Origin of the sequence: Siphonobacter sp. SORGH_AS_1065 (assembly GCF_030818595.1) — a bacterium.
In the GTDB taxonomy this organism is placed as follows: domain Bacteria; phylum Bacteroidota; class Bacteroidia; order Cytophagales; family Spirosomataceae; genus Siphonobacter.
On record NZ_JAUTAM010000004.1, the window covers coordinates 1,643,333 to 1,655,937 of the forward strand.

Consider the following 12,605-nt stretch of genomic DNA (forward strand, 5'->3'; position numbering starts at 1 on the left):
AATAACATTGTATAAAAATAGAAAAGCATGTCACTTTCTGATAAAATAAGAGCGGCGAGGGAATCACAGAGGGTGTCGCAATCTGAATTAGCTAAAAGACTAGAAATCGATCCGCCAGCATATCACAGACTCGAAAAGCGAGGAGAAAAGCTGAGCATCGAGCAAGTAGAGAAGATAGCTAGTGCCTTGAGTATGAGCTATATTGAGTTATTGACTTATGGTGAAACACCTAAAGGTTCTACTGATCAGGGAGAAGTAGCGAAACTGGCTGAAGAAAATCAGCGGCTGAATCAGTGGTTGAAGGAAAGAGGCGAATTGCTGGATACGTATAAGGGTAAGTATACGCAGGCAGTTGAAGCAGTGGAAAGCGTGATAGAGAGTATCTATCTTAATACACTAATAAAACATCCTGACCGCATTGAAACTAAAGTAACTGATGTAGATGACGAGGGAAAACCAAAAAGCGGTTACAATATTAGATTAGATTGCTCAGAAGAAACAAAACAGGAAGTGTTGGAAGAAATAGTATCTAAGCATTACGTAAGAGAGCTTCTAAATACAGGACTAATAGAAAAAGACGAATACTTCAAACCTTTTTATGATGCTTTAGAGAAATATTATTATGCACAAAAGAAAGAAAACGCATTAAAGTTAGGTTTTGCTTCTGCTGAAGAATGGGATGAGCTGGATAGAGAAGCTAAAGAGAAAGGATTTAATGATTGGTTTGTTTATTATAAGTATTTGGCTGAGCAGAATAAAACCTCTAAATAAATACACTAAATTTTAACCCTACACCTTATGAATTTAATTACCCAAACTCAAATTTCTTCAATCCTAGATGATACCTCAAAACCTGTGGCATACTCGAACAGAGGTTTTCCTCTAAACGATCTAGATGATAGAGCATTTGAAATACTTACATATTCATTATTCAAAGACCGAATTAATAATCATGATGATGAATTAAACAGTTATAAAGATGCTATAGTTATGCAAGGGGTGGGTGAAAAAGGCATGGATGTTGCACTACTTGATCACTCAAATGAAATAAGAGCTATTATCCAGTGCAAAAAGTACAAAAGAAATATTAGCCCTGAAATAATTATAGAGGAATTAATAAAGGTTTCTATACATTCAACAATAAATTCCTTTCCTTTAAAATTATCTTCTAATCAACTATTTTACTATTTTGGTACATCTACGGGATATACTTCAAATTCTCAAAAACTAATCCAAGATTTAAAAAGGAAGGTTTATACATCTAAAGAAGATATAACTCCAACTATAAATAAAGTATTAGGCAAATACGAAGAGTTTAAAAAAACTAAGCTTGAAGATATAATTAATAAAGTTAAATTATTTTTAGATAGTTTAGAATATATTTTCATAACTCCTACAGATTACAACAAGTGGATTAATTCATACAGTGATACATTAGAAATATTTTTTGAAGTCAAAAAAGTAACTGACAACAACTTAATTAAAGAAACAGGAAAAGAAATAATCAGTAAAATAGAAAGTATATTTTCAGGTGAAGAAGAGAAAGATATAACAACTTTTATAAGCTCTTACTCAAAAGTATCAAGCAATAAATTGAATAGTATTAATTTTATTGGGTTTGATCTGCATAGAAATAGACAAAAGCCAACAGATATTCTTTTGACAGATTTATTTGTCAAACCTAATTTTAAAAAAAATTCGGACTCTAAAATCACTAAAACTGCTAGAATAATAAATAGTAAAACTGCATATATTGAAGAATTCAGAAATGATGACTTAAGTATTAATGACATATTTAATAGCAAGAAAAATATTATAATATTAGGTGATCCAGGAGCGGGTAAATCTTTATTAGTGAAATATATAATATTACAAATATTATTAAATAATATTGATGAAGAACCCTTAGTTCACTTCAAAGGTTGGATTCCCTTTAGAATTGAGTTAAGAAAGTACAATGAAGTTAGGGAAGAAAAAAATATTATTGAATATTTATCCTTTGTTTTAAGCAAAGAATACCAAACAAACATATCAATAAAGTTATTGACAGCCATAATAGAAAAACATAATTCAATAATTTTTTTTGACGGTTTAGATGAAATATTTAATGTAAATCATAAGAACAAAACTAAGGAAGCTTTAGAAGCATTTATTAATCTATACCCGAAAACTAAATGTGTTGTCACTTCAAGATTTATTGGTTATCATGATATTAAATTCAATAAAAGCAAATTCGATGAATTCAGTATTTGTAACTTTAATTCCAAACAAATAAATCTGCTTATAGATAAGTTTTACATATCTCAAATAAATAACCAAGAAAAAAGGAAAAAAGCTATAGAGCAATGTTCTAATCAGATACATAGTGATGTAAGTACTGACTTAAAGAGTAATCCATTAATACTAACTCTAATCTTAATTCTCGCTTCAAATAACATAGTAATTCCAGAATCAAAATTAGAGATATACGAAGCCTGTACTAATACATTAGTAGAAAGTTTAGATACTAAGGATAAAGAATTGATATTTAATTTGAGGGTTAAAAATAAGCGGGCGACTTTCGCTCATTTAGCTTATTGGCAATATGAATCTTCCAGTAAAGAAAACATGGTATCTTATGAAAAAGCATTAAAACTAATATCAGAATTTCTTTTAAAAAGAGAAGAAGTCAACGAATATAGTGAGGCTGAAGAAATTTCAAAAAGTTTTCTTGACTATGCGGAAAGAAGATCTATTTACTTTGACAACAATTTTACACATAAAACCTTCCTAGAATATTACACATCAGATTATTTATATATAAATTATTACACAAAACTTAGTGATAACGCTAGACAAAATTTAATGAATATCATTAAACAATATATTGACAATTCATTTTGGTCAATAATATTTGAATTATTCTTTTTTAGAATTGATCCTATTCAAGGAGACAATGAAGTTCTGGACACAATTTTTAGAGAACTCATTGATTTAAATAAACTTCAAGTTTCTTATTTTTTAATCAGTATTCTTAATAATATATCAAATATAAGCGGTTCTGTAAGAAGAAAAATAATAGAACAAACTGTAAACTTTTGCATTGATACAGACTCCTTACCAGATAATATGATTAGTTTTTTTTCAAATGAAGATATACTTTATAAGATAAATACTTTGCAAAATCATAAAGCTAACTTTGATTTACTTCAAGATATAATATATACTATCGAAGATAAGGAATTAGATCAAAATAGATTAATAAAGTTTTATAAACTCTATTATTTATTAAATGATTCCTTTCCATTAAAACCCGCAGTTAAAAATAATATAGAAATAAAAAAGATCCATATTGATGATTTATGTAAAAAAGATTTTGAATTATTTATGCATCACGCATCTTACAATAACTTAATAGCTCCTGGAATTGAACACGAAGCCGGGGATTATTTTGGTAATAATATAATATTTGAGCGAGTACAGTATAGTATTAGAAGAAATTTTTTCAAACAAAGTTTATTCCACATATTCATAAATAAAGCTTTTAAAGAACAAAACCCAGCTTTTATAGATAGCTTACAAATGTTTTTAAAAAACCGAAAGATTCCTAGATCACTATATCTTTCCAACATAAAAAAGATACATTTTTGGGGTAAAATAGAAGACAAAAATCATTCACTAGTTTTTAATTTATTTATTGCATGTACAAAAAAAGATTCAAAAAAATTCATAATTAATATTTTAAAGAGCATAAAGAATATTGAAGGTATTTATAGTAAGTATAGGGAGAAAAATGATGGAAATAGCGAACTAGATAAGACCTTAAATTTTATTGGTAAATAAAATTTTGTATCGATACTTAATTTATATTGAGTATCGATACAAAAATAGTTTTCACACATATTTCTTTATTCGCAAAGTCTTTAGATATTTAACTTTATGTGGATTTCAAGATAGGTTTATCATCTATTTCAAACCCATAATGCTCACTCTCTTCCCCTGACATTGCTACTCGATACATGATGTTCTTTGGAATAATAATAATGGCTGTAATTATACGCTCATGTTGCTCAGGATCAGTCTTTAACCATACGGGCTGTCCAATCTGAAATTCCAGCTCAATTATTAATGGTGTCGTTTTCATCGGAAGGTTTGGTGGTTGCATTAGATGTAGACTCGTTTTCTGGTTTTGGCGGCTCCGCGTTACCTGATTTAATTTCGATCAGGGAGGCCAGCTCGGGCAGTGTAGGTAAAAGCGGCTCTTTGGTAGCCGGCGTTTCCTCTTTCGGTTCACTCAGTTTTAGGTAGGCCCAGATGCCATAAAGCAATAGCAGGAAGCCTATAATAAATAGCCAGCCATTACTGCTGGTATTGTCATCATCCTGCTTGGGAATGGAGTAGTACCCAAAAGAGTTGCTGCGGGGAATGAATTGAATCTTTGCCATATATGATTAGCTGAGTTGAGTGTGAAACGCCTGTATTAATCCAATCACTATCTCCGGCATATCCTGAACGGTAATCTCCTTCACCTGCCCTTCAATCACTAAATCCATCTGATGACCTCTCACCTGGGCGAATAAGGTTTGTAGCTCTACTGATTCATATTGAGCCAAACGGGCTTTGAGCTGCTGCACCAGCTCAGATTCATTGCTCTGCTTCTGAGTACCTATCTGAGCTTTATACTCTTCGATGGCTCGATGAGCCGCTTCCTGTCTAACCTTATCAAGATTCTGGCCCGCCAGCTCCTGAGCCTTTTCCAGAGCCTGCTGGAAGGTAGTTTTCTCCTGTCCGCTTTGCCACTGAAGATTATGCAGGTTCTCTTCCAGCACGGCCACTCGTTCCGTGACATTTGTGTAATCATCCAGCCGTGCTAAAATCAGCTCGGATAAAGAAGTACCTAAAGCCTGAGCTTCTTTCAATAGGTTTGATTTACGCTCCGGGCTCACCCGGACGCTAACGGTAGTAGTAAGGGCCTGACTCATTTTGATCGGGATTTTCCGGCAAACGCCGGGATTATTAGTTTTTGTCACACGTTGTAAGACATCGTATGATGAATGAGGTTTTTCTGTTTATCGGTGTTTACCGAGGCTGTAAACAGTGTCTCACAAACCGGGATTCATCGGGCATTTCCCGGTATTCTCCCGGATAAAAGGGCATTTTAATGGTGATTTTACCTGCCCCGGTAAATGCCGGGAATGTATGACATCGTATGACGCGGTATGGCGATGTGTTACACAGTCGGACATTCCCGGATTATAGCCGGGGTTTACCGAGGCAAGGCTTCATCCTGATTTTCGCTGCTCAGCGTATAACCGACCATCAAACCAGCCAGAAAGAAACCGGGGCCGCCCAGCAGGCAGGGTAAAAGCGGCATGGTTACTTTCAGAGCCTGACGAATGATAGGCGTAATTTCCTTTTTGAGAGCTGGAGCTTTGGTAAAAGGTAAGGGTATGGGAGGGGCTGCCGAAGCAGAATCATCCGTAACGGAAGGTATTTGAATAGAGGAAAACGGTAGCCCGGAAACGGACTTTAGGTTTGGCTGCTGCCGTGGAAAACGTATCATGTCTTTTTATGAGGGGTTGGATAAAAATGAGCGTTTACTGATGGTGTTACAGACGTTCGCTTTGTCACACGTTTGTAATACCATGCAGTAAACGCCTGCAAATTGTAGCTTTTGGCTGTACGCCTTTGAACGGTTTCGTACGCTTCTGAACGTTTACGAAAGCGTTCTGTGCATTACCTTAAAAATGAACCGTCTTATATTTGAACTTCTTGATTTATACTGCTCCTATCTTTTATTATTCGTATGGCTACAATCCCCGAAACAGAGTTCCCTCTCATATTACGTACTGACTTTTCTAATAATGATTTAGTCAATATGCTCTATGAGGAAGCACTAAAAGGTAATCAAGAGGATGAATACACTCCATATGTGGAAGTTCTGAATGATCAATCCTTTGAAGGTTTCACCCCGCAAGATCTTCTAAAATTAATACCTAAAGATTACGCTCACGATTTCATGTTTATCTTGGATAGCTTGACTATTCAACACCCTGAACACCCATTTATTTGCCTATCTCTGAGTGAATTTACATTCGGAGAAACATTGCGTTTCATTCCTAAGGAACTATACATATTAGAAAGTAATCTATTTACTGCTAATATGCTCTTTGAGGAATTTATTGACAAGACAGACATTGATGGCATTTTTCGAGCAACAGGCTGGTATTCTTAACTTCCTTTTAGGAGCTTAACGTTCTCAGGAATTCCTGTATGTCATTTTCAGGAAAATCGTGATAGTTACAAAAGTCTCTGAGGCGTACCTTTCCGTGCAGATGAGCGGAAGCAGGATAGAGTATTTTAATCAGGCGGCTAACCTCAAAAGCTGATGTACGCCCACACCGTAATACAAGCTGGATTTCTTCGGTAGTAATGAGGAAACGGGGCTGCTGCATAACGCTAGATCAAAGGAATATATCGGCTATTAGGGCGAGCCGTTAGTAATTCGTTGAAGTCCTTATACCCCTGATAAAGAAAGGAACCGTCAACTACGGAGAAGCCCATTTCTTCAAAACGACTCAGTGCCCTATGACCTTCGTTGTCATTATCGAGGAAGCAATTGAGCTGCGTACATTTCCACTCCTGAAGCACCGGCAAAACCGCCCGCAGATGCGACGTAGAATTTAATACGATGGTAGGATAGCGGGGACGATCCAGATCATAGTAAGCCAGAGCCGAAAGGAAATCGAAAAAGCCTTCGAATACGCATACTTTTCCTTTCAGACTACCTTCGAATGTGGTAAATCCCGCAGGTTTGGTCTGAAATTTAAAACCCGCCCCATTGCGAAGAGCGTAGCCTCCCAGATCATTAGCGAACCCGAGAGCGAAATAGCGTTTCCCTTCCCTTTGATAATGAACTTCCTGCACATACTGATCCGCTAAGCCCAAAGGAATACCCCGGCTTTCTACGTACCGGATCAACACCGGATGTTGCAGGGGTATAGCACACAATACTTCAAGTTGACTTTCTCTATTAACCTTTAGGCCGCTAAAAGAAAAAGCAAGGGTAAAAGGGCTATTTTCAAAGCTTAGAAGCTGCTCGACCGCCTTTCTGAAGCTAATTCGTTCCAGGAGCTGACACAACCGAATTATATCGCCCTTCTCTCCTTCTCCACCAAAATCAGCAAATACGTTTTTAGTGAGGTTTACGAAAAAAGAGGGTGTCGATTCCTGCCGGATCGGTGAACAGTAAAGCAACTCATTCCCTATTTGCTTGGCAGGTAAGATGCCCTTTTGTTGCAGGTATTGAGGTATTGAAACACTTTTGGCCCGCTCAATCAAGTCAGTTGATATAGTTTGCATCTTCTTTCTTTTAGCGGCTTAAGGTTTGGACAAAAATGAAACTGGTAACCTGCAATAGTTGGTAACCTATAGGCTGGTAGTAAGTAAAAGCCCACAAAAAGACTTTTACAAAGAATAAAGAGAGATGATACTTTAGAAATTGAGAAACCCTATTTACTGAATTAGAAGAAAATTGGCTAGTTACAGCCTGATTATGAACATATTGTAGAGAGAGTTCGAGGCCTAACGAGACCACTTTAAAGGCCTGACTATTCACTAGTCAGGCCTTTATCTTTAACACCATTGTCGGTTTGTATTTATAGACCTTAGCATAAAAAAGCGGCTACTGATTTTAAAATCAGTAGCCGCTTTTTTATGCTAAGGTATGTTATTTCAGAAAAGGCAGTTTCACTACTACCGCTTTCAGGTACTTATTACGAATGTTAATGTAAATCTCAGAACCTACTTTGCTGTATTCGGCCTGAACATAACCCATACCGATACCTTTGTTCAAACTGGGTGACTGCGTTCCAGAAGTTACTTCACCGATGATTTGTCCGGCAGCCGTCATGATTTCGTAATGCTGACGGGGAATGCCACGGTCAATCATTTCAAAACCAACCAGCTTACGGGTAACGCCGTTTTCTTTCAGCTTTTTGTGGAAATCACTGTACGTGAATTCTTTATTGAATTTCGTGATCCAGCCTAAGCCTGCTTCAATGGGCGAAGTCGTATCGTCAATATCATTACCGTATAAGCAATAACCCATTTCGGTACGTAAGGTATCACGAGCACCCAGGCCTACGGGAACGATGTTAAACTCCGCTCCGGCTTCCATGATCGCGTCCCACATAGCTTTGGCCTGATGATTGGGTACGTATACTTCCATTCCACCCGCTCCGGTGTAACCCGTTGTAGCAATCAGAATATCGTCAAAACCAGCCACGGTTCCTTCCTTGAAAGAATAGTAAGGCATTTCTTCCAGATTTAGGTCGGTTAGCTTTTGCATAGTCGCTACACCTTTAGGTCCCTGAACGGCAAAAAGTGAATAGTCGTCTGATACGTTTTCCAGCTCAACGCCTTCAATGATGAATTTCTGTAACCAATTCCAGTCTTTCTCAATGTTGGAAGCATTAACTACCACAAAGTAATCGTTTTCGCTGCGACGGTAAATCAGCAAATCGTCCACGATACCACCCATTTCGTTGGTCAGACAGGAATACTGCACTTTTCCGTCGTACAGAGCCGCTACATCATTCGTCGTGACGCTTTGTAAAAACTCAAGAGCTTTTTCGCCCTTCACGCGGAATTCTCCCATGTGAGAAACATCAAAAATACCCACCGAGTTACGAACGGCGTGGTGTTCCTGGATTAATCCGGTATAAGAAACGGGCATTTCAAAGCCAGCAAAAGGAACAATTTTTGCTCCCAGAGCTACGTGTACGTCGTGTAACTGAACTTGACGAAGTGAATCTGACATGTACAAAAGGATCTATTGTAGGAACAGCAAAAATAGTGGAAAAATAAGCTTTCCCACCAGTAAATGCGTTCTTACTCAAAAAGGAATCCAATTAACCTACCAACAAGGCAGAGGCTTCCCATAGATTGGTCCGTAAAGCTTCGGCTTTAGACTGAGTACCAGGGCTGGCGATGCGAATGGTGCGAACGCCCGCTTTTTTGCCCGCCTGCACGTCTCGCTCCTGATCTCCAATCATCCAGGATTGAGTCGGATCGATCCGGTGCTTAGCCATCGCCTTCTCGATCATCAGTGAATCGGGCTTGCGTAACAAAGAATTCGTATCAAAATCGGGGTGATGAGGACAGAAATACAAATCGTCTATCACATTACCGCACTTTTCCTGCAAGAATTCGTGGCATTTCACCACATCCTCTTTTTTATATAACCCTTTGGCAATTCCTGCCTGATTAGTAATCACAATGAGCATGTAGCCAGCCTCCTTCAAAAGCCGTAAGGCTTGTACCGTCTCGTCGGTAATGATCAGATCATCCGTGCAATATAAATACCCCGGACTATCTTGATTTAATACACCGTCCCGGTCCAGAAAAATGCATTTGTTCATAAGGTTCCTTGCTTGTAGGTTCTAGTGATGAGGCCACACGAATAGTATTATGCAAATAATTATTTGCATATAATGCTAATATAGGGATTGAAATGAATCGGTCGAACTTTGTTTTTAAAAAATTTTCTTAAAAAAAAGCCTGCCACCTTTAGCAGGTAACAGGCTTCTTCACAGAAAGTAAACGCTTTTCCAGGAGCGTTCTTTATTTCTATACATTATCCTTCATTACCCAGAGACAGACGGTTCCAGGGAATACGGCTAAGCATGAGGATCAAAGCAATGCCGAAGAAGATCAATGAGCTTTTATGCTTTACCGCGTCAGAGGTCGCTTTTTTGGCTTTGCTATACCCTACGTGCACCAGTGCAATGGCAACAATCATGACAAAAATGTGCTCAACTGCGAAATAACGGATCGTCGTATCCTTCATCGGGTTGATCCCTTCAATCTGGAATGCTTTGATGCCATATAAAGGACTCAGAACAAAGTACAGGATTAATCCTACCAATAACTGGACATCGCAGGAAATCATAAAGAACAGACCTGTTTTGCGATCGGCATCGGTATACAGACTATGAGAGGATAGGCCACGTGCTGCCCGAATTAATGCCAGAACAGCCAGTACCAACACTACCCAGCGGAGCCAGGAGTGAATGGTAAGAAAGGCGGGGTAAAGAGATTCCATTTCGTTTGCTTCGTTAAAATAGTAGGCTCACGGGAAAGGATGAGCTGGAATGTTCGTTAATGAGCAGGCAAACAAACAGCCCAGCCGTTAAATCACCAAATACCCAAAGCGATTAAAATGAAAAATGTTGCTCATCGCTCGTTCCAGAAAATGCTCAGCCCGTCTTTTCCCGCAGTAATTAGTTCGGGATAACCGTCTTTATCTAAATCCTGTACAACCATATAAATCCCGGTTCCTTTGGTTTCTCCGGCGGGTCCATAGGTAATGATGTTTTTTTCAAATTTCTGACCGTTCCACGTGAAGTAATACATTCCGTAGGAGTCAGCTGCTCCGGCATCATTGTCATTATGAGCCCGGTAACGCTTGCCTGTAATTAGCTCTGGTTTTCCATCCCCATCAATGTCCCGCCAATGCATTTCGTGATACTGGGAGTTCTCCGTATCTATGGTTCGTTTCTCCCAGACAATCCGATTGCCGTCTTTTTTATGTTCATACCAGAACAAACCGTAATCGTGAGCCTGCCCAGCAATGAGGTCGTTTTTTCCATCCCCATTCACATCGACTACCAAAATCGGGATGCTTGCCTGGCCTAAATTCAGTTCATCGTGAAAAATCCAGGGCTCCTCAAAGGGTTTCTCGGGTGCCTCCAGCCAGCCATCAGCCAACACGAAGTCGCCCCGGCCATCGCCGTTTACATCGCCAAAACCCAGACCATGCCCCTGAATGGGATGTAAGGTGTAAACCTTAAATGTTCCTTTTTTTCCTTTTTCAAGGCGGTATACTCGCAACGGATTATTGGGCGTATTAGGGACAATTTCGGGCACGCCGTCACCGTCGATATCCCAAGCTCGGGTGGTTTCTACGTTCCCACAACTGTCAATGACATGTTCAGACCATTCCTTGGAAGAATGGCCGGGATTCTCACGCCAGCGAACGGTATTTCCCCACCAGCCGCCAGTGATAAAATCCATTCGACCGTCTCGATTTACATCCAATGGAATGGTTGAAAAATCATCATAATATTCTCCCTGAGCTTTTACCTCTCCTATCCGATGCCGTTTTTTGAAATTCGGTCCTTCATACCACCAGGCACCCGAAACCAGATCTGGCTTTTTATCTCCATTTACATCAAATACCCCCACCGACTCGTAGCGTTCGTCGCTGATTTTCTGCTGGCGAAATTTTCCTTTGTCAGGATATGCCACCATTACGACAAGCACAAGCAGGCCTCCATAAATGGTTTTCATAATTGAATTAGTTGGTGAATCAAATACGCGGCTAGTTAACCTCCAGGCTATCTTTTCCAGGAAGTATCGGGAAAGCTGCGTGTGGTTCTGTTTGATACCAAAAAATCGTACTGGCTACATCCGAACGTTGTTGCAGGTAACGTCCTTCACTTCGCCAGCCCAGATCCTGAATGGTTACTTTTAGGTCTTTTTCAAAACGAATAGGGTCTAGTAAGTGCCAGCGGTAGAGTCCGAATCGTTGCTGAGAACGATACGTCCCGTCAGGGCGGATTACCTGCGGTAAGCCCGCGTAAGGCGTAGAAAATTCTACGTATTTTCCTCCCCGGTCAAAATTATAACTGCCGCAGAAGTAATCTTCCGTTCCTGTGCCCGCAATGGTAGGATAGTCTTTGTCACCATCCATAAAGAACTTTATCTCCCCTTCTCCCCACCAGCCCGTATTATGTACACCCCAGGCCAGGTACGTTCCAACGTAATGGCCTTTTCCCTTGATGCCGTCAACAAGGGTAATAGCCTGCTTAGGATCATGACCATTGGCTCTGCGAAATTGAGCATGGAAATAAGCCGCATCTTCGGGTACTTCAGTCAAGGTATAGTCAACCTGATAATACAGCCGCATTTCGTGCTCGTCGAGGTTCTCCATTGTAATGCGACATTTTTTTCGAAATGGCATGGGCCAATAACAATTGAAAGCACTACCGGGATTTACGGTAACAGCCAAAGAATTCAATGGAGCGTATTCGCCCCAACCCATTCCAAAGAAATCTCCTACGGGTACCTCAACCGAGGGCGTTTTTTCACCATCCCAATAAAATCGAAGAATGCTGTATCGCCAGTTACCCGTTGGTGTCATCCAGATGTGCTGAATTTGCCCGGAACCCGAAATTTCGGCCAGCGTAAAGGTTTGCTTTGGTTTTATTTTTATAAAAGGATTTACTTTCCAGCCCTTCCCCAAATCGCGGGCTTCCCGACGAGCATTAGACTGATTCTCCCGATGATCAGAGGTATCGGCCCTGCCGCCTTTGCCGCGTTCTCCCGTAAAATTTTCCGGACTGATGGAGCGGGTTTGGGCATTCGAAAGACGGTAAATATTGGAAAGCCCTACATCAAGGCCATTCCAGGGTTTGATTTGAGCGTGCGAAGAAAGGAAGCTCAGCATCAGGCTTCCGAGTAATACGTATTTCATAGTGGTAATTAGAAAGAGGTTACGAGCGAAAGATCGGAATTCCCCCACTTTTATTAAGGTAAATTCACAAAAAGAGCCCTCTGAAAAC

14 protein-coding genes are annotated in these 12,605 nt (G+C 39.4%); 3 read left to right on the forward strand and 11 right to left on the reverse strand.

Features of this window, described 5'->3' with window-relative positions; all coding sequences use genetic code 11:
- Positions 1 to 27: 27 nt before the first annotated feature.
- Both QE390_RS07475 and QE390_RS07480 read left to right on the forward strand, forming a co-directional pair.
- Positions 28 to 771: a helix-turn-helix domain-containing protein gene (locus QE390_RS07475; RefSeq protein WP_307141670.1), complete on the forward strand. Its 744-nt coding sequence runs from the start codon at positions 28 to 30 to the stop codon at positions 769 to 771.
- A gap of 27 nt (positions 772 to 798) precedes the next feature.
- Positions 799 to 3,822, forward strand: a complete 3,024-nt coding sequence (locus QE390_RS07480; protein ID WP_307141671.1) for an NACHT domain-containing protein — start codon at positions 799 to 801, stop codon at positions 3,820 to 3,822.
- A gap of 94 nt (positions 3,823 to 3,916) precedes the next feature.
- Here the strand turns inward: QE390_RS07480 and QE390_RS07485 are convergent, their stop codons facing one another.
- From QE390_RS07485 to QE390_RS07500, 4 genes are all read right to left on the reverse strand, one after another.
- Positions 3,917 to 4,123, reverse strand: coding sequence for a hypothetical protein (locus tag QE390_RS07485; RefSeq protein WP_307141672.1), 207 nt, complete (start codon positions 4,121 to 4,123; stop codon positions 3,917 to 3,919).
- Complete coding sequence (locus QE390_RS07490; protein ID WP_307141673.1) at positions 4,098 to 4,424, reverse strand: hypothetical protein; 327 nt, start codon at positions 4,422 to 4,424, stop codon at positions 4,098 to 4,100. The genes QE390_RS07485 and QE390_RS07490 overlap by 26 nt, the downstream gene beginning before the upstream one ends.
- A 6-nt stretch (positions 4,425 to 4,430) precedes the next feature.
- Positions 4,431 to 5,009, reverse strand: a complete 579-nt coding sequence (locus tag QE390_RS07495) for a hypothetical protein (protein WP_307141674.1) — start codon at positions 5,007 to 5,009, stop codon at positions 4,431 to 4,433.
- A gap of 236 nt (positions 5,010 to 5,245) precedes the next feature.
- On the reverse strand, positions 5,246 to 5,542 hold the full coding sequence (locus QE390_RS07500) for a hypothetical protein (protein WP_307141675.1): 297 nt from the start codon (positions 5,540 to 5,542) through the stop codon (positions 5,246 to 5,248).
- A 243-nt stretch (positions 5,543 to 5,785) separates the two neighbouring features.
- On the opposite strand from QE390_RS07500, the gene QE390_RS07505 reads away from it, so the two are divergent.
- Positions 5,786 to 6,214 carry a hypothetical protein gene (locus QE390_RS07505; protein WP_307141676.1) on the forward strand — a complete coding sequence of 143 codons (429 nt, stop codon included), beginning with the start codon at positions 5,786 to 5,788 and terminating at the stop codon, positions 6,212 to 6,214.
- Positions 6,215 to 6,221: 7 nt separating this feature from the next.
- Here QE390_RS07505 and QE390_RS07510 read toward each other — a convergent pair whose 3' ends face one another.
- The 7 genes from QE390_RS07510 to QE390_RS07540 all read right to left on the reverse strand — a co-directional run bounded on the left by QE390_RS07510 (position 6,222) and on the right by QE390_RS07540 (position 12,517).
- Positions 6,222 to 6,434, reverse strand: coding sequence for a hypothetical protein (locus QE390_RS07510; protein ID WP_307141677.1), 213 nt, complete (start codon positions 6,432 to 6,434; stop codon positions 6,222 to 6,224).
- 4 nt (positions 6,435 to 6,438) lie between these two features.
- A complete protein-coding gene (locus QE390_RS07515) occupies positions 6,439 to 7,341 on the reverse strand; it encodes a CHC2 zinc finger domain-containing protein (protein ID WP_307141678.1) in 903 nt (300 codons plus the stop codon).
- A gap of 367 nt (positions 7,342 to 7,708) precedes the next feature.
- On the reverse strand, positions 7,709 to 8,800 hold the full coding sequence (gene gcvT / locus QE390_RS07520; protein WP_106636396.1) for a glycine cleavage system aminomethyltransferase GcvT: 1,092 nt from the start codon (positions 8,798 to 8,800) through the stop codon (positions 7,709 to 7,711).
- 91 nt (positions 8,801 to 8,891) lie between these two features.
- Positions 8,892 to 9,401 carry an HAD-IIIA family hydrolase gene (locus QE390_RS07525; protein WP_106636397.1) on the reverse strand — a complete coding sequence of 170 codons (510 nt, stop codon included), beginning with the start codon at positions 9,399 to 9,401 and terminating at the stop codon, positions 8,892 to 8,894.
- Between the two features lie 215 nt (positions 9,402 to 9,616).
- Positions 9,617 to 10,084, reverse strand: a complete 468-nt coding sequence (locus QE390_RS07530; protein WP_106636398.1) for a hypothetical protein — start codon at positions 10,082 to 10,084, stop codon at positions 9,617 to 9,619.
- Positions 10,085 to 10,215: 131 nt separating this feature from the next.
- Positions 10,216 to 11,331 (reverse strand): VCBS repeat-containing protein, encoded by a 1,116-nt coding sequence (locus QE390_RS07535; protein WP_307141679.1) that lies wholly within the window; start codon positions 11,329 to 11,331, stop codon positions 10,216 to 10,218.
- Between the two features lie 31 nt (positions 11,332 to 11,362).
- Positions 11,363 to 12,517, reverse strand: coding sequence for a glycoside hydrolase family 172 protein (locus QE390_RS07540; RefSeq protein WP_307141680.1), 1,155 nt, complete (start codon positions 12,515 to 12,517; stop codon positions 11,363 to 11,365).
- Positions 12,518 to 12,605 lie beyond the last annotated feature (88 nt).